Source organism: Cedecea neteri, assembly GCF_000758305.1.
In the GTDB taxonomy this organism is placed as follows: Bacteria; Pseudomonadota; Gammaproteobacteria; order Enterobacterales; family Enterobacteriaceae; genus Cedecea; species Cedecea neteri_C.
Genome location: NZ_CP009458.1, coordinates 422,281 through 443,693, shown reverse-complemented (window position 1 = coordinate 443,693; position 21,413 = coordinate 422,281). Strand labels below are relative to the sequence as shown.

At 53.7% G+C, this 21,413-nt stretch carries 20 protein-coding genes and 1 tRNA gene; 12 read left to right on the top strand and 9 right to left on the bottom strand.

Going from position 1 to position 21,413, the window contains the following annotated elements:
• Positions 1-104 precede the first annotated feature (104 nt).
• From LH23_RS01995 to LH23_RS01960, 8 genes are all read left to right on the top strand, one after another.
• Entirely contained in the window at positions 105-1,238 is a 1,134-nt protein-coding gene (locus LH23_RS01995) for a Gfo/Idh/MocA family protein (protein WP_039287693.1), read from the top strand.
• Between the two features lie 9 nt (positions 1,239-1,247).
• The gene (locus tag LH23_RS01990; RefSeq protein ID WP_039287692.1) at positions 1,248-3,161 is read left to right on the top strand and encodes a bifunctional 5-dehydro-2-deoxygluconokinase/5-dehydro-2-deoxyphosphogluconate aldolase; all 1,914 of its coding nucleotides are present in this window, start codon (positions 1,248-1,250) and stop codon (positions 3,159-3,161) included.
• A 10-nt stretch (positions 3,162-3,171) separates the two neighbouring features.
• The gene (iolE, locus tag LH23_RS01985; RefSeq protein ID WP_039287691.1) at positions 3,172-4,062 is read left to right on the top strand and encodes a myo-inosose-2 dehydratase; all 891 of its coding nucleotides are present in this window, start codon (positions 3,172-3,174) and stop codon (positions 4,060-4,062) included.
• Between the two features lie 9 nt (positions 4,063-4,071).
• The gene (gene iolB, locus LH23_RS01980; RefSeq protein ID WP_039287689.1) at positions 4,072-4,890 is read left to right on the top strand and encodes a 5-deoxy-glucuronate isomerase; all 819 of its coding nucleotides are present in this window, start codon (positions 4,072-4,074) and stop codon (positions 4,888-4,890) included.
• A 212-nt stretch (positions 4,891-5,102) separates the two neighbouring features.
• The gene (gene gss / locus LH23_RS01975) at positions 5,103-6,965 is read left to right on the top strand and encodes a bifunctional glutathionylspermidine amidase/synthase (protein ID WP_039287685.1); all 1,863 of its coding nucleotides are present in this window, start codon (positions 5,103-5,105) and stop codon (positions 6,963-6,965) included.
• 533 nt (positions 6,966-7,498) lie between these two features.
• The gene (locus LH23_RS01970; RefSeq protein WP_039287684.1) at positions 7,499-8,719 is read left to right on the top strand and encodes a phosphoadenosine phosphosulfate reductase; all 1,221 of its coding nucleotides are present in this window, start codon (positions 7,499-7,501) and stop codon (positions 8,717-8,719) included.
• Entirely contained in the window at positions 8,719-9,345 is a 627-nt protein-coding gene (locus LH23_RS01965) for an IbrB-like domain-containing protein (protein ID WP_039287683.1), read from the top strand. The genes LH23_RS01970 and LH23_RS01965 overlap by 1 nt, the downstream gene beginning before the upstream one ends.
• Before the next feature lie 719 nt (positions 9,346-10,064).
• Positions 10,065-10,592, top strand: coding sequence for a hypothetical protein (locus LH23_RS01960; RefSeq protein ID WP_039287679.1), 528 nt, complete (start codon positions 10,065-10,067; stop codon positions 10,590-10,592).
• Between the two features lie 163 nt (positions 10,593-10,755).
• Here the strand turns inward: LH23_RS01960 and LH23_RS01955 are convergent.
• A tRNA-Phe gene (locus LH23_RS01955) sits at positions 10,756-10,831 on the bottom strand.
• A gap of 432 nt (positions 10,832-11,263) precedes the next feature.
• Here LH23_RS01955 and LH23_RS01950 point away from each other — a divergent pair.
• Complete coding sequence (locus LH23_RS01950) at positions 11,264-13,399, top strand: ornithine decarboxylase (RefSeq protein WP_039287677.1); 2,136 nt, start codon at positions 11,264-11,266, stop codon at positions 13,397-13,399.
• A gap of 109 nt (positions 13,400-13,508) precedes the next feature.
• Here the strand turns inward: LH23_RS01950 and mltC are convergent, their stop codons facing one another.
• Genes mltC through mutY form a run of 3 tightly spaced genes read right to left on the bottom strand, consistent with a single transcriptional unit; the run spans position 13,509 to position 15,992 of the window.
• Complete coding sequence (mltC, locus tag LH23_RS01945) at positions 13,509-14,588, bottom strand: membrane-bound lytic murein transglycosylase MltC (RefSeq protein WP_008461527.1); 1,080 nt, start codon at positions 14,586-14,588, stop codon at positions 13,509-13,511.
• 43 nt (positions 14,589-14,631) lie between these two features.
• On the bottom strand, positions 14,632-14,907 hold the full coding sequence (locus tag LH23_RS01940) for an oxidative damage protection protein (protein WP_008461529.1): 276 nt from the start codon (positions 14,905-14,907) through the stop codon (positions 14,632-14,634).
• A gap of 2 nt (positions 14,908-14,909) precedes the next feature.
• A complete protein-coding gene (gene mutY, locus LH23_RS01935) occupies positions 14,910-15,992 on the bottom strand; it encodes an A/G-specific adenine glycosylase (protein ID WP_039296292.1) in 1,083 nt (360 codons plus the stop codon).
• 155 nt (positions 15,993-16,147) lie between these two features.
• Here mutY and trmB point away from each other — a divergent pair, with 155 nt between their 5' ends.
• The 3 genes from trmB (at position 16,148) to LH23_RS01920 (ending at position 17,979) form a co-directional block, all read left to right on the top strand.
• Entirely contained in the window at positions 16,148-16,867 is a 720-nt protein-coding gene (trmB, locus tag LH23_RS01930; RefSeq protein ID WP_039287659.1) for a tRNA (guanosine(46)-N7)-methyltransferase TrmB, read from the top strand.
• Positions 16,867-17,193: a YggL family protein gene (locus LH23_RS01925; RefSeq protein WP_008461534.1), complete on the top strand. Its 327-nt coding sequence runs from the start codon at positions 16,867-16,869 to the stop codon at positions 17,191-17,193. The genes trmB and LH23_RS01925 overlap by 1 nt, the downstream gene beginning before the upstream one ends.
• Positions 17,194-17,262: 69 nt before the next feature.
• On the top strand, positions 17,263-17,979 hold the full coding sequence (locus LH23_RS01920; RefSeq protein ID WP_039287658.1) for a DUF2884 domain-containing protein: 717 nt from the start codon (positions 17,263-17,265) through the stop codon (positions 17,977-17,979).
• 108 nt (positions 17,980-18,087) lie between these two features.
• On the opposite strand, the gene hemW is transcribed toward LH23_RS01920, so the two are convergent.
• From hemW to LH23_RS01895, 5 genes are read right to left on the bottom strand one after another with little or no spacing between them, the layout of a single operon-like run.
• A complete protein-coding gene (gene hemW / locus LH23_RS01915) occupies positions 18,088-19,230 on the bottom strand; it encodes a radical SAM family heme chaperone HemW (RefSeq protein WP_039287655.1) in 1,143 nt (380 codons plus the stop codon).
• Entirely contained in the window at positions 19,223-19,816 is a 594-nt protein-coding gene (locus LH23_RS01910; RefSeq protein ID WP_039287652.1) for an XTP/dITP diphosphatase, read from the bottom strand. The genes hemW and LH23_RS01910 overlap by 8 nt, the downstream gene beginning before the upstream one ends.
• Before the next feature lie 13 nt (positions 19,817-19,829).
• Positions 19,830-20,129, bottom strand: a complete 300-nt coding sequence (gene yggU, locus LH23_RS01905) for a DUF167 family protein YggU (protein ID WP_039287648.1) — start codon at positions 20,127-20,129, stop codon at positions 19,830-19,832.
• Positions 20,126-20,680: a YggT family protein gene (locus LH23_RS01900; protein WP_039287645.1), complete on the bottom strand. Its 555-nt coding sequence runs from the start codon at positions 20,678-20,680 to the stop codon at positions 20,126-20,128. The genes yggU and LH23_RS01900 overlap by 4 nt, the downstream gene beginning before the upstream one ends.
• Positions 20,681-20,704: 24 nt before the next feature.
• Positions 20,705-21,409 carry a YggS family pyridoxal phosphate-dependent enzyme gene (locus LH23_RS01895; protein WP_039287642.1) on the bottom strand — a complete coding sequence of 235 codons (705 nt, stop codon included), beginning with the start codon at positions 21,407-21,409 and terminating at the stop codon, positions 20,705-20,707.
• Between the last annotated feature and the right edge of the window lie 4 nt (positions 21,410-21,413).

Here is a 21,413-nt window from a genome sequence, read left to right as displayed (position 1 = left end):
GAATGACCCCGTTTCAAAAAGAAAGCCGCTTTTCCCCCCTCTCCCTCTCAGGGAGAGGGCTGGGGTGAGGGTACAAAGGCTGGTCACGACTTCAGGAACAACACATGAAAAAAGTCAGAATTGGTTTAATCGGTACCGGCTACATCGGCAAAGCCCACGCCATCGCCTACGCGCAGGCGCCGACGGTCTTTGACCTGCAGGGCGAACTGGTGCGTGAAATGGTAGCGGAAGTCACGCCGGAGCTGGCGGCGAAGCGCGCCGCCGCGTTTGGGTTTAATCGCTCCACCGGCGACTGGCGCGAACTGGTGGCGGACCCGAATATCGACGTGGTGGACATTTGTTCCCCAAACCACCTGCATAAGGAGATGGCGCTGGAGGCGATTCGCCACGGCAAGCACGTCTATTCGGAAAAGCCGCTGGCGCTGAACGCCCGCGACGCACGCCTGATGGTGGATGCTGCCGATCTGGCCGGTGTTAAAACGTTGGTGGGCTTCAACTACATGAAGAACCCAACGGCGCAGCTGGCAAAGCAGATTATTGCGCGCGGTGAGATCGGGGAAGTGATCCACTTCTACGGCACCCACAACGAAGACTACATGGCCGATCCGCTTTCGCCGATCCACTGGCACTGCTTCAAGGAAACCGCCGGGCTTGGTGCGCTGGGGGATCTGGCGGCGCACATCGTCAATATGGCTCAGTACCTGGTGGGCGATATCCGCGAAGTCTGCGGCGACCTGAAAATCGTGGTGCCGCAGCGCCCGGCTTCGGCTGGTAGCAGCGAGATGATCGCTGTGGAAAATGAAGATCAGGCCCACGCGATGGTGCGCTTTGAAGGTGGTGCTCAGGGCGTGATTGAAACATCACGCGTCGCCAGCGGCAGAAAAATGGGGCTGACCTGGACGATCACCGGCACGAAAGGGGCGCTGAGTTTTACCCAGGAACGCATGGCGGAGCTGAAACTTTATCTGCAAAGCGATCCCGAAGGCCGCCAGGGGTTCCGCACGCTGCTGGTTGGCCCGGCTCACCCGGATTACGGCTCGTTCTGCATGGGCGCGGGACACGGCATTGGCTTTAACGATCAAAAAACGGTGGAAGTACGCGATCTGATCGACGGCATTGCCGCCGATGCCCCGCTGTGGCCGGATTTTGAAGAAGGCTGGAAGGTGTCTCGCATTCTCGACGCGATCGCCCTGTCACACCAGCAGGGGCGCTGGGTCAACGTATCTGACATTGTCTGAGGACGAAGCATGAAAGAAAAGCAGTTGGATCTGATTTGCATGGGGCGGGTCGCGGTAGATCTCTACAGCCAGCAGATTGGCGCGCGGCTGGAAGATGCCAGCAGCTTCGCCCGTTATCTTGGCGGCTCGTCAGGCAATGTAGCCTACGGCACCGCTCGCCAGGGGCTGAAATCTTCCATGCTGGCGCGCGTTGGCGACGAGCACATGGGGCGCTTTCTGCGCGAAGAACTTAGCCAGGTTGGCTGCGACACCAGCCATTTAATCACCGACAAAGATCGGCTGACGGCGCTGGTGCTGCTGGGCATCAAAGATCGCGACACTTTCCCGCTGATTTTTTACCGTGACAACTGCGCGGATATGGCGATTACGGCGGACGATTTCAGCGAAGAGTACATTGCCTCCGCCCGCTGCCTGGCGATTACCGGCACGCACCTCTCAAACCCCCGTACCCGTGAGGCGGTGCTGACCGCGCTGAGCTATGCCCGCCGGAATGATGTGCGCACCGTGCTGGATATTGATTACCGCCCGGTGCTGTGGGGGCTGACTTCCCTTGGCGACGGCGAGACGCGTTTTGTTGAAGCCGAACAGGTCACAACCCAGCTGCAATCTGTCCTGCATCTTTTTGACGTGATTGTCGGCACCGAAGAAGAATTTCACATTGCCGGCGGATCAACCGACACGCTGGCGGCGCTGAAAAAAGTGCGGCAGAACACCGAAGCGACGCTGGTCTGTAAGCGTGGGGCGCAGGGTTGTTCCGTGTTCCTCGGACTGATTCCTGACTCGCTGGACGGCGGGATCAACGTCAGCGGCGTGCGCGTGGAAGTGCTCAATGTACTGGGCGCGGGGGATGCGTTCATGTCTGGGTTGCTGCGCGGTTATCTCAATGACGAAGGCTGGGAGCAGGCCTGCCGCTATGCCAATGCCTGCGGCGCGCTGGTGGTTTCACGCCACGGCTGCGCCCCGGCGATGCCGAGCAAAATCGAGCTGGACGATTACCTTTCGCGTGAGCATCAGGTACCTCGCCCGGATCTCGACGCCCGCCTGAACCACCTGCACCGCGTCACCACCCGCCGTCGGCAGTGGCCGGAACTCTGCGTGATGGCGTTCGATCACCGCAGCCAACTGGAAGAGATGGCGCTGAAAAGCGGCGCGGATTTACGCCGTATTCCGGTGTTGAAACAGTTGATTTTGCAGGCCAGTCGCGAAGCCGCTCAGCGTGCCGAGCTGGAGGGCAAGGCCGGGCTGCTGTGCGACGGTACCTTCGGCCAGGACGCGCTGAATTCCATCACCGGTGAAGGCTGGTGGATTGGCCGCCCGATTGAGCTGCCGGGATCACGCCCGCTGGAAATGGAACACGGCAACATCGGCTCGCAGCTGATTAGCTGGCCGCAGGAGCATATCGTCAAGTGCCTGGTCTTTTTCCACCCGGAAGATGCCCACGCGCTGCGCCTGGAGCAGGAGCAGAAAGTTGCGGAAGTGTATCGCGCCTGCTGTCAGTCGGGGCACGAACTGCTGCTGGAAGTGATCCTGCCTGCGGATATGCCGCGCAGCGACGAGCTTTATCTCAGAGCCGTTTCCCGCTTTTACAACCTCGGTATCTACCCGGACTGGTGGAAGCTGCCGCCGCTGAGCAGCGCTGGCTGGGCGGCCCTGAGCGAGCTGGTGGAAAAACGGGATCCTCACTGCCGTGGCGTGGTGATCCTCGGCTTGGATGCACCGGTCGATGTGCTGCGTGAAGGCTTCAACGCAGCTGCTGATTACCCGATTGTGAAAGGCTTTGCGGTAGGGCGCACGCTGTTTGGCGAAGCCTCGCAGGCCTGGTTAAAACGCGATATCGACGATGCGCAGCTGGTGGCGCGCATCCGTGACAATTACCTGCGGCTGATCGCCCTGTGGCGCGAGCGCGGCCAGCATAAACAATAAGGAGAGCATTATGACCGTGCATTTAGGCATTAACCCGCTGACCTGGACCAATGACGATCTGCCTTCTTTGGGCGCCGACACGCCGCTGGACACTTGTCTGAGCGAAGGGAAAGAGGCAGGGTTTGAAGGTTTTGAGCTGGGGAATAAGTTCCCGCGAGAGGCCGGCGTGCTGGGGCCGATTCTCGATAAGCATGATTTGAAGCTGGTCTCCGGCTGGTATTCCGGCCGCTTGCTTGAACGCTCCGTTGAGCAGGAAATCGAGGCCGTGCAGCCGCACCTGACGCTGCTGCGTGAGCTGGGCGCGAAGGTGCTGGTGTTTGCCGAAGTCACCCACTGCATTCACGGGGAGCAGCAAACCCCAGTGCATTTACGGCCCAGATTCCCGGCCGAACGCTGGCAGGAATACGGCGAAAAGCTTACCGCGTTTGCCCGTTACACCCAGCAGCAGGGCGTGCAAATTGCCTATCATCACCATATGGGGACGGTGATTGAGAGTGCGGATGATGTGAATAATTTGATGGTTCACACCGGGCCGGAAGTCGGGCTGCTGCTGGACACCGGGCACCTGACTTTTGCAGGGGCCGATCCGCTGGCGGTAGCCGAGCGTTGGATCTCGCGCATTAACCATGTGCATTGCAAAGACGTGCGTGCTGGCGTACTGGCGGACGTGAAAAACCGCAAAACCAGTTTCCTGGATGCGGTGCTGAGCGGCGTGTTTACCGTGCCGGGCGACGGCTGCGTGAACTATCCGCCGATCATGGCGTTGCTAAAAAAACACGGCTATCAGGGCTGGCTGGTGGTTGAGGCCGAGCAGGATCCGGCGGTGGCACACCCGATGACCTACGCGCGGATGGGCTACGCTAACCTGAACCGTTTTGCTCGCGAAGCCGGGCTGATTTAAGGAGGGAGCATGGCCGAATTACTTTCCCGTTGGCAGCAGCCAGACGCGAAGGGGCAGACGCAGCACGTCACGCCGGAAAACGCGGGCTGGGGCTACGTGGGGTTTGCCGTTTATCAGCTTCAGGAAGGGCAGGTTCTGGAACTGCCCGCGGTGGAGGAAGAGCGCTGCCTGGTGCTGGTTGCAGGACGCGCGACGGTGGACACGCCGCTTGCTCGCTTCCCTGAAATAGGCGACCGCATGAGCCCATTTGAACGCCGTAAACCCTGGGCTGTGTATGTGACGTCCGGCGAGGAGGTTAAGGTTCAGGCGCTTACCGCACTCGAGCTGGCCGTTTGTTCCGCGCCGGGGAAAGGGACTTATGCCACGCGACTGATTGCCCCACAGGATATTGATGCCGAGGCGCGCGGCAAAGGCCACAACCAGCGCTATGTCCACAATATTCTGCCGGAGGATAAGCCAGCCGACAGTCTGCTGGTGGTGGAGGTGTACACCAACGAGGGCTGCACCAGTTCGTACCCGAGCCACAAGCACGATACCGATAATCCGCCCAACGAAACCTATCTGGAAGAGACCTATTATCACCGCCTCAACCCACCACAGGGATTCTGTCTGCAGCGCGTTTATACCGATGACCGCGCGCTCGATGAGTGCATGGCGGTATACGACAAAGACGTGGTGAAAGTGCCGAAAGGTTACCACCCGGTGGCGACGATGGCCGGGTACGACAGCTATTACCTGAACGTGATGGCGGGGCCGGTGCGCAAGTGGATGTTTACCTGGGAAAAAGATCACGCCTGGGTTAACGGCAGCGAGTACGGGAACAAATAAACCGACTGAGTCACTTTTTAACAAAGGCTGCCCGATGAGGCAGCCTTTTTCTTTGGGGCACAGCCTGTTGGAAAATGCTCTGTTTAAACGAAGCGCAACTGCACAAAACCATTGGCAGAGGTGTATGATAACGGCTTCTCTGTCAGGTTAATTTTAACGTGCAGACGACAATCCGCGTGACCTTTGCCGCCTGCCTGATCTAGGTTGGACACATGCATACAGGAACACCAGACAACGATTCGCCCTTTGGTACACTTCTGGGCTATGCGCCGGGTGGCGTAGCGATTTACTCCTCTAATTACGGCAGCCTCGACCCGAAAAATTACCCCGAAGATGCTGAGTTTCGCAGCTATATCGGCAACGAATACATGGGCCACAAATGGCAGTGCGTAGAGTTTGCGCGCCGCTTCCTCTTCTTAAACTACGGCTTTGTCTTTACCGACGTACACATGGCGTGGGAAATTTTCTCGCTGCGCTTTTTACGTCAGGTGGTGAACGACAATATTCTGCCGCTGCAGGCCTTTGCGAATGGCTCAAAACGGGCGCCAGAGGCTGGCGCGCTGCTTATCTGGCAGAAGGGCGGCGAGTTTCATGAAACCGGCCATGTCGCCGTGATCACTCAGCTTATTGACAATAAAGTGCGCATTGCCGAGCAGAACGTAATTCATGCACCGTTACCCGCCGGGCAGCAGTGGACGCGTGAGCTAACCCTGGTTGAGCGCGAAGGTCGCTACACGCTGCAGGATACGTTTGCTGACACGTCGATTCTTGGCTGGATGATTCAGACTGAGGATACGACCGACAGCGAGCCACAGCCAGATATCGGCGGTGAAACGCTAAAAATTGGCGGGGCTCGCCTGAAGAATAAGCGCCAGTTTGACGGCAAATGGCTGAATGAAAAAGATGAGCTTCAGCGGGCCTATGTCCAGGCTAACGGCCACGTTATCAATAAAGATCCCTGCCAGTATTTCACCATTACTGAAAGCGCCGAGCAGGAACTGATCAAGGCCACCAACGAGCTGCATCTGATGTACCTGCATGCCACGGATAAAGTGCTGAAAGATGACAATCTTCTGGCACTTTTTGATATCCCCAAAATCCTCTGGCCTCGCCTGCGGCTTTCCTGGCAGTGGCGTCGCCACCAGATGGTCAGTGGTCGCATGGATTTTTGTATGGATGAGCGCGGGCTGAAGGTGTACGAATACAACGCCGATTCTGCCTCCTGCCATACCGAGAGCGGGCTGATTCTTGAGGAGTGGGTTAAAACGGGATACCGGGGTACCGGACATAATCCGGCCGAAGGATTACTGGAAGAGCTTACCGGAGCCTGGAAGCACAGCAGCGCTCGCCCGTTTGTCCACATCATGCAGGACAATGACGCCGAAGAGGATTACCACGCGCTGTTCATGCAGCGTTCACTGATGCAGGCCGGGTTTGACACCAAAATATTGCACGGCCTGGGCGAGCTAAGCTGGGACAGCGCCGGGCAGCTTATTGATAATGACGGCCGGGCGGTGAACTGCGTCTGGAAAACCTGGGCGTGGGAAACGGCGATTGAGCAAATTCGTGAGGTCAGCGAGACTGAGTATGCCGCCGTGCCAATTCGTACCGGTCATCCTCAGGGAGAGGTGCGCTTGATTGACGTTTTACTTCGCCCGGAAGTGCTGGTGTTTGAGCCGCTGTGGACGGTTATCCCCGGCAACAAAGCCATTCTGCCGGTGCTCTGGCAGCTGTTCCCGAACCACCGTTATCTGCTGGATACGGATTTTGAGGTGAACGAGCTGTTGGCAAAAACCGGCTATGCGGTGAAGCCGATTGCCGGGCGCTGCGGCAGCAATATCGATTTGGTCAGCCATCATGATGAGCTGTTGGATAAAACCGACGGTAAGTTCGTTGCCCGCAAGAACATCTATCAGCAGTTGTGGTGCCTGCCGAAGGTGGATGGTAAATACATCCAGGTCTGCACTTTTACCGTGGGTGGCAGCTACGGCGGCACTTGCCTGCGTGGGGATGATTCGCTGGTGATTAAAAAAGAGAGCGATATTGAGCCGCTGATTGTGGTGAAAGATAGATAGCGGTTTAGCGTGGCTAAGGACGAATTGATTGCCCGGATGTCGTTTCGTTCCGGGCAAGTTGCCCGTTTATACCACGGAGATTCATGTATTATTTCTCGTCATTGTCAGCGCTTTTTCTTATTTTTTTCGTGATTATCCATTTTATTAATTCACCACTATTTTAATGAAGTGAAATCCAGTCTCTATTTGGGGTGGTGTGCTTTTTTGATTTTTTTTATTGATGTTTCTTTTGTTTTATTTTTTATTTTAAAAGGTCATTGAATTCAATTGGTTGCAGATGTTTTTTTGATTATTTTAAATTTTTCTTGTCTGGGGTTAAGGCTGGATATAACATAATTACATTAGGGTATTGATGGCATTTATTTAAATTATGCGATTGATAATTTACATGAATGTTTTTATCCGCGGAGTGTAGTTTTCTTGATGAAGGATATTGCCAGGTTGACGTGTTGAGACATCCGGGATGGATTTAGTGTAATACCAGGATTTCGCCGTCGGCAGTAATGTTGAGGCGACAATAAAAGGGAGTTTTTGTGAGAAAAAATAAAAAAATTATTCTTGATGATAATGTTCTCAACGCATCTAAGAAGAGAATCGACTGGATATTCGATACCTTCGATCAGGTTTGTGTCTCTTTTTCCGGAGGGAAGGATTCCAGCGTGCTTTTTCACCTTGTAGCTGAAATCGCGCGCCGTCGAAAGCGCCAGTTTGACGTGCTGTTTATGGACTGGGAGGTTCAGTTTCAACATACCATTGACCATGTTTCGCGGCTCAAGCAGCAATATAGCGATATTGTCCGGCGTTTTTACTGGGTGGCTTTGCCGCTGACCACGGTGAACGGTGTTTCACAGAGTCATCCTGAATGGATTAGCTGGGAAACAGGCGTCGAATGGGTTCGCCAGCCGCCCGAAGACGCCATTACCGATCCGGAATTTTTCCCTTTCTATCGTTATGGCATGACCTTTGAAGATTTTATGCCTGCGTTCTCTCGCTGGCTTTCCGGAGATAAAGGTCTGGCCACGTTAACCGGCATCCGGGCCGACGAATCCCTCAACCGTTTTTTAGCGCTGGCTTCACAAACCAAAACCCGCTATGCCGATGATAAGCCCTGGACTACGGCCAGCAGGGAAGGTAATTACTGCGTCGCTTATCCTTTGTACGACTGGAAGGTACAGGACATCTGGATTTTTAACGGTAAATACAAAGCTGCCGGAAACCCGCTTTATGACCTCATGTACCGCGCCGGTGTCCCTATGAAAGCGATGAGGGTGTGTGAACCCTTTGGCCCGGAGGCGCGGCGTGGACTATGGCTTTACCATGTTCTCGAGCCTGAAACCTGGTCTCGGGTCTGCATGCGCGTGGCTGGTGCCAACAGCGGCGCTATTTATGCGCATCAAAGCGGTTCCTTCTATGCCCGAAATACAGTCATCACCAAACCGAGCCATTTAACCTGGCAAGAGTACGCCATGTTTTTACTTGCATCGATGCCGGAAAAAACAGCTGAGCACTACAGGAATAAAATTGCCATTTATTTGAAATGGTACAAAGAGCGAGAGTTTCCAGAAAACATTCCTGATGAACAGGATAAAGATTCAGGGTCGAGGGATATACCTTCATGGCGACGGATATGTAAAACGCTATTGAAGAATGATTTTTGGTGCCGGACGCTTTCATTTAGCCCTAATAAACCACAGCACTACAGCCGGTACCTTGAAAGGATAAAAAAGAAACGACAAATGTGGGGGATCCTCTGATGCTTAATGCACTATTAAAACAACTGGATAATTATCTTTCTTCCGTTGAGTCTGATGAGTCAAAAGTGGCCGCAATCAATGAGGTCAAAAAAGTCATGCATCAGCACAGCCCTTTTAAAAAAGAGCCTGTTGATTGTGTCCTTTGGGTTCGTGAGGGAGAGATTGTCGCCAATGATTATAACCCTAATGTCATGGCACCCGTTGAACGAAGCTTGTTACAGCTTTCAATTGAGACAGATGGTTTCACTCAGCCTATTGTGGTGACACCGCTAAAAGATAAGTTTCAGGTCGTGGATGGGTTCCACCGGCATCTGGTGGGAAAAACATCACCGGTGGCAAAAAAGAGAATTAATGGTTTTCTTCCGATCACGGTGGTTAACCTTGAATCCAGTGGCGAAGCCGAATGTATTGCCGCGACGGTGCGTCATAACAGGGCGCGCGGCAAACATCAGATAACGGCGATGTCCGATATTGTGCGCGATCTTTCCCGTCTGGGCTGGGATGATTTGAAAATTGGAGCAGAATTGGGGATGGACGCTGACGAAGTGCTGCGCTTAAAGCAGATCAGCGGCCTGTCTGAGTTGTTCAGTAGCGAACAGTTTAGTGATGCGTGGACGATAAAATAGGGTTGTAGATATCAAAATAACCCGCCTTTTTGAAGTGAACTCTATTTTTTGTGGCGGGTTATTTATTAATTGAATGTCTTAGTGAGAAGCATTGTAAGTACAAACAACTAATGAATTTATTACATTAACACATTAATGTATATTAAGATTTTAACAAAAAAATTTAATATTTATTAAGATGATTTTGGTTGAGTGAAGTGAGAGGGATATACATAATTATTTCTATTGCATATGATTTTTTGTTGAGCTGAATAATTATCGAAAAGAAGTTGGTGTTATTAAGTTTTTCTTGTGATATTGGCGAGAGTGATTGGTTTATTTACATTCAGAAGATGTTTTTTTAAATGTGGAATAAATTTCATATTTATCTTGTTCAAGTTGGGGGGATATTCGTGGAAGTTATTTTATTGGCTCCGGGCTTTGGGGTTTTTATACTCAAGTCTTACGTTAGGTAAGACAAAGGCTGTTCAGGGCAATGCTATTAAAGATTTCAAAGATACCCGGTACACTCAGAGCAACATAAATGTTTTTGTGCCTAAACTTTGGGGGCACCCTGATTCTGATGTTTGAGATTTAATGACAGTATTTTTGTTAAGTATGCAAATGCGGTTGTTTTTACCATCCTTTCGTTGGTTATAGTTATTGGCTTTTTTAATAAACCAGCAGTTCTGATATCCGTTGGTGTGGAACTGCTTTGTATAATTTGGAGGTTTATAATAATGAAGTTTCCGAATGGCTGTTTTGGGCAAAAAGGTATATCTAAGAAAGATATATCATCTCCTTTAGATTTATTTTATAACGATTCGACACGTTATAAAAACCTTATGCCAAATAGATTGGAAAGGGAAGTGAAAGCCATCAATAGGCTTAAGCCAAAAATTGCAGAAATAAAAAGTTTGATGGAGCTAAAAACATACTTGAATATAAAAGGAACGGATGGATTGTCAGAGTATAATCTGAAATTCATCATCACCAAACAGAGAACTCTTTTACTTGGTGAGTTTCTTCGTTTTGGTCAGGACTATGTTACTCATGCCGCAATATTCAATGCTCTCGGATATAGTGATTCTGAAGAGATCATTGCAGCAGGAAGAATATCCGCCGCGACAAATTTTCGAGGTAATTTTGAAATCTTCGCAAACAATGAGTCGGGGCACTTTAAACCGGGCAGGGAATCTGTAAAGCATCTTAATGCTTTAATTAAGCGTTGGGGAGGATATGCTGCTATTGATGAAGATGATAGATGATGATTAATCCGAATGGGGTACGCTGCCGGAATTTCCTGTATAGGCCTTGTGGGAGTGAAGCTGCAAAATGTAATATTTGACGAATTTGAATCGGATCTGATTGAAAGTCATTCACTATTTCAGAAAGCAAAAAACCAGCCCTAAGGCTGGTTTTTCTAAATAGTGGTGCCCGGACTCGGAATCGAACCAAGGACACGGGGATTTTCAATCCCCTGCTCTACCGACTGAGCTATCCGGGCAACGGGGCGCATTAAACCGTAAACCCCATTCCGCGTCAATGGCTTTGTTGCACACCACGGTGCGTTTGCCTGATTTATGTGCGGGCTGTTACAGACTTCATGTTGAACCCCCTGGCAGAAGGTGCCATGATTGCGCCAGTTTTCTTATCCACTACGGGGTGCCTTGATGTTCACTCTCAATTCCCATGCATCTTTCGGGATGGCGCTCGTCCGTGCTGCTATTACCTTCCGAAGTCCCTTGCTCACCATGCGGTGAGGGCAATGCTTGCTCGCTGCAGGACATCAGTAAAATCAGGAGTCGCCTGGTTTTACTGATGTCTGGCGGTCGAAGTGGATTCACACCTAAGACCTTCAGAACGCCTTCGTTGGGGAGTTTTCCCTTTGCCGTGCCGGTTGGCACTCACTCATCCTTGCAGACGGGGATTTGTGCTTATGAAATCACTGAAAATTGCCGCCAGCCACGACGTGGCTGCATTACTCTCAACGCATCGTGAAGTGGTCACGCTCGACGAGACCGACTTCACCGATGTGGCGGCAGTTGTCATCTCCGTTGCGGACAGCCGCAGCGGCATCCTGGCCCTGCTTAAACGCACGGGTTTTAATTTACCGGTATTTATTTTCAGTGAGGCCGTCGTTGACGGTTTGCCTGCGGTAACCGGCGTGATTAGCGGGAAAGCGCAGGATTATCTGGAACTTGAAACCGCGGCCAGCGACTACGAAGAAGAACTGTTGCCGCCGTTTTTCAACACGCTGACCAAGTACGTGGCGATGGACAACAGCACTTTTGCCTGCCCGGGTCACCAGCACGGTAAATTCTTCAAGAAACACCCAGCCGGGCGGCAGTTTTATGATTTCTTTGGCGAGAACGTGTTTCGAGCTGATATGTGCAACGCGGACGTTAAGTTGGGCGATCTGCTGATTCACGAAGGCTCCGCCAAGCATGCGCAGAAGTTTGCCGCGAAAGTTTTCCACGCCGATAAAACCTATTTCGTGCTTAACGGCACCTCTGCGGCGAACAAAGTGGTGACCAATGCGCTGCTGACGCGTGGTGACCTGGTGCTATTTGACCGAAACAACCATAAATCAAACCACCACGGCGCACTCATCCAGGCCGGTGCGACGCCAGTTTATCTGGAAGCCTCGCGCAATCCCTTTGGTTTTATCGGCGGCATTGACGCGCACTGCTTTGATGAGAAATACCTGCGAGAGCTGATTGCGGAAGTGGCACCAGAACGTGCTCAGGAGGCCAGGCCTTTCCGCCTGGCTGTTATCCAGCTTGGCACCTATGACGGCACGATTTATAACGCCCGCCAGGTGGTGGATAACATCGGTCATCTGTGCGATTACATCCTCTTTGATTCGGCGTGGGTGGGCTACGAGCAGTTTATTCCGATGATGGCGGACTGTTCGCCGCTGCTGCTGGAGCTGAACGAGAACGATCCGGGGATCTTTGTTACTCAGTCGGTTCACAAGCAGCAGGCCGGGTTCTCCCAGACCTCGCAGATTCATAAGAAAGATAACCATCTTCGCGGCCAGGCCCGCTTCTGCCCGCACAAGCGGTTGAACAATGCTTTCATGCTCCATGCTTCAACCAGCCCGTTTTACCCGCTGTTTGCTGCGCTGGATGTGAATGCCAAGATCCACGAGGGCGAAAGCGGCCGTCGCTTGTGGGCAGAATGTGTGGCGCTGGGCATTGAAGCGCGCAAAGCGATTATCGCCAACTGTAAGATGATCAAACCGTTTATTCCGCCGGAAGTGGCTGGGCGCCCGTGGCAGGATCACCCCACGGAGAAGATCGCTCAGGAGCGCCGCTTCTTCAGCTTTGAACCCGGTGAGCGCTGGCACGGTTTTGAAGGTTATGCGAAGGACGAATATTTTGTCGATCCCTGCAAGCTGCTGCTAACCACGCCGGGCATTGATCCAGAAACTGGCCGCTACACCGAGTTTGGCGTGCCTGCGGCGATCCTTGCTAACTATCTGCGTGAAAACGGCATTGTGCCGGAGAAGTCGGATCTTAACTCGATCCTGTTCCTGCTTACCCCGGCGGAAAGCCACGAGAAACTGGCTCAGCTGGTGGCCATGCTGGCGCAGTTTGAACAACATATTGAGGACGACACGCCGCTGGCGGATGTGCTGCCCACGATTTATCAGAAATACCCGGTGCGCTACAAGGGCTACACGCTGCGCCAGCTTTGCCAGGAGATGCACGATCTATACGTGAGCTTCGAGGTTAAAGAGCTGCAGAAGGCGATGTTCCGCAAGGAGAGCCTGCCTGCCGTGGTGATGAACCCGCAGGACGCCAACATCGAGTTTATTCGCGGCAACGTGGATCTGGTGCGCCTGAGCGAAGCTGAAGGGCGTATCGCGGCGGAAGGTGCGTTGCCTTATCCCCCGGGCGTGCTTTGCGTGGTGCCGGGTGAGGTTTGGGGCGGAGCGGCGCTGCGTTACTTCCTGGCGCTGGAAGAGGGCGTGAATATGCTGCCGGGCTTCTCGCCTGAGCTGCAGGGCGTTTACAGCGAGACGGATTCGGACGGCATTAAGCGGCTGTATGGCTACATGTTGAAATAAGAGGGAATAGCCCCTCACCCCAGCCCTCTCCCCAAGGGGGCGAGGGAGCAAAGCAGGTTGAAGAAATAGAATCCCAAAAGTCCCCTCTCCCTTTTAGGGAGAGGGTTAATTACCGCCGACGATAACTCTTCTGGGCGTTATTCACTTTGTACAGATAACGACGAGACTCTGCGGACGGATGGCGCGTGGTCAACGTTTGATAGACATCGCCCGGCGCCATGCTGTTAATCAGGCTAAACGCCTGCATCTTATCGTTAGAGAACACCCGCAGCACGCTGCCCGCTCCGCCGTTATAGGCCGTAATCACCGCATAGCGACGTGACGTTGGGTTATCAATTTGCCCCAGATAACTATTCTGCAAAATCGCCAGATAAGCCGTGCCGGTATCGATATTGCTTTCCGGGTCAAACAGGAAGCTGCGGCTTGGTTTGCCCCATTTCCCCTGCGCCTTAAACACGTCAACCCCGGCGCTGTGCTGAACAACCTGCATCAGGCCCAGTGCGTCTGCGTGGCTTACCGCATACGGGTTGAAGCTGGATTCCGTCTGCATGATTGCCAGAATCAGCGACTCGTCCACGCCGTATTTCTTCGACGCTTTACGCACCATGCCGATGTATTTATGGGCACGCTTGTCGAGGTGGTTAGGCACAAGATTGATGGTCACGCTATAGACGATTTTCAGCCCGGTACTGCGCTTTTGCAGGCGCGTTTGCAGCAGATAGTCGGCAAACTTTGTCGCCCGGCCTTCCCAGCGAATAGGCTGGCCGGTGTTATCCACCACCTGCCCATAAAGGAACGGCTCTTTGGAAATCTGGACGTCGTTGGCGTCAGAATAAAGATCGATCGAGCCAGGATCGTCCCCCATCAGCAGGGTGGTAATGATGGCCTGGCGCAGGTGCGCGGCAGGATCGGTGCCCGCGATGGTCTCAACGGTAATGGTACCTTCGTCGAAGTTGATGTGGCTACGCGTCAGATATTGGTCGGTATATTTGACGTAATCCTTCGGGCCTGCGATCAGGACCTCTTTCATACCCCAGATATTTTCGATGTTGTTGGCAAACTGCCCCATCAAAATATCAAACCCGTTGGTGTCCTTTACGTAGGCTTCGTTAAAAGCGTCATCGCCTTTTTTACTGGAGCAGGAGATCAGCAACGGGGCCACGAGAGCCAGCGCGAGAAGTTTTTTCATCATTCCGTGTATGCGTGTTGTGTTTGCAAAAAGGTGCCGACGATTACTGTTTTTCTGGCGGGGTAAAGCCTTCGATATGGACTTCTTTCCCTTCAAACAGGAAATTGACCATCTCGTTTTCCAGCTCTTTACGGTGTTCCGGGTTCATCATGCTCATCTTTCTTTCATTGATCAGCATGGTCTGCTTGGACTGCCACTGCGCCCAGGCCTCTTTGGAGATTTCGTTGTAGATCCTCTTACCGAGTTCGCCCGGGTACAGCTGGAAATCCTGGCCTTCAGCATCGCGCTGCAGGTAAGTACAAAAAATCGTTCTGCTCATGATTATTCCTCTTCTTCGGCGCGAACGGGCGCTAAGGCAACCGGTTCGGCTCGTAATTGTTGTAGCAGGCGCTCCACGGGAGCCGCCAGCCCGACAGATGGTGGCTGGCCTAAGTTATACCAGAGAGCGGGGCCTTCATCCATGCAGCCGTCCATGGACGACACCGGAAGCCACATCGGCACAATGTCCAAATGGAAATGGCTGAAAGTGTGGCGGAAAGCTGTTAACTGCGTGAGATTATCCGCCGGAATACCTCGCTGCTCCAGCCAGCGATGTAATTCTTGTTCTTCCGCGAACTGTGGGAAGCAGAATAAGCCTCCCCATAGCCCCACTGCCGGGCGCTGTGCCAGGAACACTTCATCGCCATGTTGCATCATCAGCATATAGCCGGTGCGCTCTGGCAGCGTCACTTTAGGCTTCTTGCCCGGATAGTTTGCCCAGCTGTGGTTGGCATAAGCCACGCAGCCATTGCTCAGCGGGCAAAGTTCGCATTTGGGCTTTGAGCGGGTGCAGACCATGGCACCGAGGTCCATCATCGCCTGATTAAACTGGCTAACGCCCTGTGCCGGGGTTACGCGCTCGCTGATTTCCCAGAGACGATTTTCGACCTCTTTTTTACCCGGCCAGCCGGAAACGGCATAGCAACGGGCGAGCACGCGCTTTACGTTGCCGTCGAGAATCGGGAAGTGTTTACCCAACGAAAGAGACAGAATCGCGCCTGCGGTTGAGCGTCCGACGCCAGGCAGGTCGGCCACTTCGTCATAGGTTTGAGGGAAAACGCCACCGTGTTTATCGGCAACCTGCTTAGCGGCTTTATGCAGATTGCGCGCGCGGGCGTAATAGCCCAGCCCTGTCCACAGATGCAGCACTTCATCCAGCGGGGCGTTTGCCAGGTCGGTCACGGTGGGGAAACGTGCCATAAAGCGCTCAAAATAAGGGATGACCGTCGCGACCTGGGTTTGTTGCAACATCACCTCAGAGAGCCATACTTTATAAGGCGTTTTCTCCTGCTGCCACGGCAGGGTTTTACGCCCATACTTGTGGTACCAGTCGAGGACTTGTTGGGCGAATTGAGGAGCTTGCATGGTCAACGCGGGATATCCGGCAAAGGTGTAATAAAGGAGCCGATTCCAGCACAGCGGCGTAAAGCTGTAAACCGGAACTTTCTGCCACTTGCTTCTCATCCTTAACTTTGGATAATGCCCGTTTCCCGAACACTAAGCGAAGCGTTAAGAAAACCATGAAGAATGACGTCATTTCACCGGAATTTAATGAAGAAGGCCGTGTGCTGCGCCGAATCCGCAGCTTTGTCCGTCGCCAGGGGCGGCTGACAAAAGGCCAGCAGCACGCGCTGGATAACTACTGGCCGGTGATGGGCGTTGAGTTCCAGGCCGAGCCTGCCGACTTTAGCGAGATTTTTGGCCGCGAAGCGCCGGTCACGCTGGAAATCGGTTTTGGTATGGGCACTTCGCTGGTGACCATGGCGGAAACCAATCCGCAGCATAACTACCTCGGTATTGAAGTGCATTCGCCGGGCGTGGGCGCTTGCCTGAGCACCGCTCATGAGGCGGGCGTAGAGAACCTCCGCGTGATGTGCCACGACGCCGTGGAAGTGCTGGAAAACATGATTCCTGACAATTCTTTGAACATGGTTCAGCTGTTTTTCCCTGATCCATGGCATAAAGCACGTCATAATAAACGCCGTATCGTTCAGGTACCGTTTGCTGACCTGGTAAAACGTAAGCTGAAGCTGGGTGGCGTGTTCCATATGGCCACCGACTGGGAACCTTATGCTGAACATATGCTCGAAGTGATGTCCTCTATCGAAGGGTATAAAAACCAGTCGGAGAGTCACGACTACGTACCGCGTCCGGATTCACGTCCGGTAACCAAATTTGAACAACGTGGCCATCGTCTTGGTCACGGCGTATGGGACTTAATGTTCGAGAGGGTGAAATAATGGCAAAGAATCGTAGCCGTCGTCTGCGTAAGAAAATGCACATCGAAGAGTTCCAGGAGCTGGGGTTCTCGATTGCCTGGCGCTTCCCGGAGGGCACTTCCGAAGAGCAAATTGATAAAACCGTGGACGAGCTGATCGCCGAAGTGATTGCGCCGAACAAGCTGGCGTTTGACGGCAGCGGTTACCTGGTCTGGGAAGGTCTGGTGTGCATGGAAGAGATTGGTAAATGCACCGAAGAGCATCAGGCGCTGGTGCGTAAATGGTTAGAAGACCGCAAGCTCGAAGATGTTCGCATCAGCGATCTGTTCGACGTCTGGTGGGACTAAGCTTTAGCAAAAAACAGGCTGGTTAATTAACCGGCCTTTTTTTCAGGAGCTGATTTTTCAGGAGAAAATATGATCCGTAAAGTTCTTTTAGGCGCGCTGCTGGTTACCGCCGCTTCAGCACACGCGGACTACCAGTGCAGCGCCAATCCACGCGATGACGTGGTCATTAACCCGCAGTCCGTGCAGGTGGTGGGTGAGAACGGCAATCTGGTCATCGCGCCTGACGGCAGCGTGAAATACAACGGTGTTCAGAAAACGCTGACCGCCGCGCAGCGCCAGCAGGCGCTGAACTACCAGAAAGCCCTGCGCACGGATTTACCGTGGATTGATAACGGGGCTCGCTCTCGAGTAGAGAAAAGCCGCGTCGCGCTGGACGGCATTATTGCTAAACAGGTCGGGGAAAGCAGCAGTATGCGCAATCGCCTGACCAAACTGGATGCCCAGCTAAAAGAGCAGATGAACCGAATTATTGAACGCCGCCAGGATGGGCTGACGTTCCACTATAAAGCGGTCGATCAGGTGAGAGCTGATGGCCAGCAGTTGGTGAACCAGGCGATGGGCGGCATTCTTCAGGACAGCATTAATGAGATGGGCGCGCAGGCGGTGCTGAAAGGTGGCGGCAACCCGCTGCAGAATGTGCTGGGCAACCTGGGCGGCCTGCAAACGGCGGTTCAGAACGAGTGGAACAATCAGCAGGCTGATTTTGAACAGTTCGGCCACGAGGTGTGTAACCGGGTGGTGTCGCTGGAAAATCAGCGTAAAGGGCTTGTGGGTTCGCTGAAGTAATTTTCCCCTCACCCTAACCCTCTCCCCTCAGGGGAGAGGGAATAAAAAATTCTCTGCAGACTGTATCCCCCTCTCCCTTTGGGAGAGGGCCGGGGTGAGGGTAAAAACTTACGCGTCGTCGGCTAAAAACAGCTCCAGCAGGGAGTTTAAAAACAGCTTCCCGTGCTCGGTTATCTGCCAGTACTCATCCGTCTCAGTCATATAGTTTTTCGCCAGCGCTGCATCCAGTTGCGGGCGAATTATCGCTTCATCTAAACCAGTATAAAGCGTGAATTCACTGCGCGGCGCGGCTTCCAGCAGGCGGAAGCGGTTCATAAAGAATTCGAACGGTTTATCTGCTTGTTCAACGTCATGCTGGCGGTCGAGGTACTTTCCTTCCATGTATCCGCGCGGATGGCGCGTTTTCGCCGTGCGCGTAATGCGCCCGTCCGGGAAGGTGATTTTGCCGTGCGCGCCGCAGCCAATCCCCAGATAGTCGCCAAAGCGCCAGTAGTTAAGGTTGTGCTGGCACTGATAACCGGGCTTAGCGTAGGCGGAGGTTTCGTATTGCTGGTAGCCCGCGGCGGTCAGCAGCTTATCGCCTTGTTCGAAGATGTCCCACAGCGCGTCGTCGTCCGGTAGCTTCGGCGGACGCGATCCAAACAGCGTGTTCGGCTCGATAGTCAGTTGATACCAGGAAAGATGTGGGGGATTCAGGGCAATGGCCTGGCGCAGGTCGTCCAGCGCCTCTTCGAGCGACTGGTCCGGCAGGCCGTGCATCAGGTCAAGGTTAAAGCTGCGCAGCCCCAGGCCGCTTGCCAGGTTTGCGGCACGTTTGGCTTCACCCGCATCATGAATACGGCCCAGGCGCTTTAATTTGGGTTCGCTAAAGCTCTGTACGCCGATAGAAATACGGTTCACGCCTGCTTTCTGGTAGCCAACAAAGCGGTCGGCTTCGACCGTGCCGGGGTTGGCTTCCATGGTGATTTCTGCGTCGTCTGCCAGCTTGAGGCGTGAGCGTACGCCGTCCAGCAGCGTTTGCATTGCTTCGCTGGAGAGCAGGCTTGGGGTACCGCCCCCGATAAAAATAGTCTTTACCTCACGTCCCTGAGCAAGCGCTACGTCGCGGTCAAGATCGCGCAGCAGATGACTCACGTATTCGTCGTGCGGCACGTCGCCTTTAAGCGCGTGGGAGTTGAAGTCACAGTACGGGCACTTCTGTACGCACCATGGGATGTGAATGTAGAGACTAAGAGGTGGCAAATTAGCCATTACGCATTGCTTCCAGTAACAGTTTTAGCGCTTGCCCACGGTGGGAAATCGCGCTCTTTTCATCGCGGGTTAGCTCCGCCGCGGTTTTCCCCTCGGACGGAACATAGAAAATAGGGTCGTAGCCAAAGCCGCCTTGCCCGGCAGGCGCGTGGGTAATCACGCCCGGCCAGCTGCCGTGAAACACCAGCGGCGTTGGGTCTTCCGCGTGACGCATATAGACCAGCACGCAGTGGAACTGAGCCTGGCGTTTATCGTCGGGTACGTCTTTCAGCGCTTCCAGAAGCTTGTCGAGGTTCTGCCGATCGCTGGCATCTTCACCCGCGTAGCGTGCGGAATAGATGCCCGGCGCGCCGCCCAGAGCATCCACCGCCAGGCCAGAGTCGTCAGCCAGCGCCGGAAGCCCGGTCACTTTAGCCGCATGGCGAGCCTTGAGAATCGCATTCTCAATAAAGGTCAGGCCGGTCTCTTCGACAGACTCCGCGTTCAGCTCGGTTTGCGCGACCACATCGAGGCCAAAATCCGCCAGCAGATCGGCGAGTTCACGCACTTTACCGGCGTTACCGGTAGCTAATACGACTTTTTGCATAGTCAGTCCTGTGTTATTCGAGGGGGGCAATCAATGCCGCGACTTCCGTCGGGATCTGCTGCGGGCCGATAATTTTAACTTGTTTATGGCGACCAAGTTCGCCTTTCTCTATCACGACCTGACCTTTCGCTACCCGGAACTGTTTGGCCAGATATTTTACCAGGTGAGCGTTAGCCTGCCCATCTACCGGCGGTGCGGTGATGGCGACTTTTAACTCGTCGCCATGCATACCGATCAGGCTATCGCGGCTGGCCTTTGGCTGGATATACAACCGCAGAACCAGCCCGTCAGGCTGCTGAATCACAGCACTCAAATGGCGTACCAGAGGCCAGGGAACAGGTCCATACCGAGGTAGTTCAGCGCATAAAGGATCAGAATGACCACCATGGCGGAGAAATCAATGCCGCCCATAGCAGGCAAGATGCGGCGAATCGGCGACATCATTGGCTCGGTCATTTGCATCAGCACGTATTCAATAGGGCTGCGGCCCTGGCTTATCCAGCTCATCAGGGAACGCACGATGATCACCCAGAACACCAGGGTGCCGGCTGATTTCAGCAGCGACAGTACGCCGATGAGCAAGTTTAACGGATCGAGCGACAGCCCGCCGGACTGGATCAGCAGCAGAATAGGGAATTTCAGCGTGGTGAGGATAAACGCCACCAGCAGGGATGAGGTGTCAATTGGGCCCAGAGACGGCAGTACGCGGCGAAGCGGTCCGACAACCGGCTGGGTAACTTTAACGATGAACTGGGCGAACGGGTTGTAGAAATCACAGCGCGCCCACTGCATCCAGATGCGGATAAGCAGCACCATTACGTAAAGCTCAATCAGGGTTTTGACCAGGAAAGTCAACGTTAGCATGGTTTTCCTCAAAAATGATGGTGATTAACGAGCGGGGTAATCCCGCGCGCCGAAAATAGCGGTTCCAATGCGCACCATGGTGCTGCCTGCGGCAATCGCGGCTTCCATGTCATCGGTCATGCCGAGAGATAATGTATCGACCGTGGTAAAGCGGTCTTTGAGTGCATTGCAGGCCTCTGCCATCTTGCGGCAAACGGCAAGCTGGCGCTCGTAATCCGGTTCTGGTGCCGGGATGGCCATCAAGCCCCGCAGTGTCAGTCCCGGTAAGGCCGCCACTTCGGCAGCTAACTGCTCCAGCTCACTCAACGCGATGCCGGACTTACTGTTTTCGTCGCTGATATTAATTTGAATCAGCACGTTTAGCGGCGACAACGTCGACGGGCGTTGTTCGCTGAGTCTGCTGGCAATCTTCAGCCGATCGACGGTATGGCACCAGTCAAAATTTTCCGCCACAAGGCGGCTTTTGTTCGACTGCAGGGGCCCGATAAAGTGCCATTCCAGCCCTGTTACACCTTGTTCAGCAAAGTGGTGAATCTTATCCACGCCTTCCTGCACATAGTTTTCGCCAAAGGCGCGTTGCCCGGCAGCAATCGCTTCTGCGAGGGCGCTCGCAGGTTTAGTTTTGCTGACCGCAAGCAGAGTCACTTCTTCGGGGCTTCTGCCGCAACGTGCTGCAGCGGCTGAGATTTTCCCATGTACCTGTGCCAGATTGTGCGCTATCTCATTCATGATC

Bases quoted from the DNA above. Each gene is read 5' to 3' on its own strand.
- gss (WP_039287685.1), top strand. From the start codon at position 5,103: ATGCATACAGGAACACCAGACAACGATTCGCCCTTTGGTACACTTCTG.
- hemW (WP_039287655.1), bottom strand. From the start codon at position 19,230: ATGGCTAATTTGCCACCTCTTAGTCTCTACATTCACATCCCATGGTGC.
- mltC (WP_008461527.1), bottom strand. From the start codon at position 14,588: ATGAAAAAACTTCTCGCGCTGGCTCTCGTGGCCCCGTTGCTGATCTCC.
- iolB (WP_039287689.1), top strand. From the start codon at position 4,072: ATGGCCGAATTACTTTCCCGTTGGCAGCAGCCAGACGCGAAGGGGCAG.
- trmB (WP_039287659.1), top strand. From the start codon at position 16,148: ATGAAGAATGACGTCATTTCACCGGAATTTAATGAAGAAGGCCGTGTG.
- LH23_RS01895 (WP_039287642.1), bottom strand. From the start codon at position 21,409: ATGAATGAGATAGCGCACAATCTGGCACAGGTACATGGGAAAATCTCA.
- LH23_RS01910 (WP_039287652.1), bottom strand. From the start codon at position 19,816: ATGCAAAAAGTCGTATTAGCTACCGGTAACGCCGGTAAAGTGCGTGAA.
- LH23_RS01925 (WP_008461534.1), top strand. From the start codon at position 16,867: ATGGCAAAGAATCGTAGCCGTCGTCTGCGTAAGAAAATGCACATCGAA.
- LH23_RS01995 (WP_039287693.1), top strand. From the start codon at position 105: ATGAAAAAAGTCAGAATTGGTTTAATCGGTACCGGCTACATCGGCAAA.
- LH23_RS01940 (WP_008461529.1), bottom strand. From the start codon at position 14,907: ATGAGCAGAACGATTTTTTGTACTTACCTGCAGCGCGATGCTGAAGGC.
- LH23_RS01950 (WP_039287677.1), top strand. From the start codon at position 11,264: ATGAAATCACTGAAAATTGCCGCCAGCCACGACGTGGCTGCATTACTC.
- mutY (WP_039296292.1), bottom strand. From the start codon at position 15,992: ATGCAAGCTCCTCAATTCGCCCAACAAGTCCTCGACTGGTACCACAAG.
- LH23_RS01900 (WP_039287645.1), bottom strand. From the start codon at position 20,680: ATGCTAACGTTGACTTTCCTGGTCAAAACCCTGATTGAGCTTTACGTA.
- LH23_RS01960 (WP_039287679.1), top strand. From the start codon at position 10,065: ATGAAGTTTCCGAATGGCTGTTTTGGGCAAAAAGGTATATCTAAGAAA.
- LH23_RS01990 (WP_039287692.1), top strand. From the start codon at position 1,248: ATGAAAGAAAAGCAGTTGGATCTGATTTGCATGGGGCGGGTCGCGGTA.
- LH23_RS01920 (WP_039287658.1), top strand. From the start codon at position 17,263: ATGATCCGTAAAGTTCTTTTAGGCGCGCTGCTGGTTACCGCCGCTTCA.
- iolE (WP_039287691.1), top strand. From the start codon at position 3,172: ATGACCGTGCATTTAGGCATTAACCCGCTGACCTGGACCAATGACGAT.
- LH23_RS01965 (WP_039287683.1), top strand. From the start codon at position 8,719: ATGCTTAATGCACTATTAAAACAACTGGATAATTATCTTTCTTCCGTT.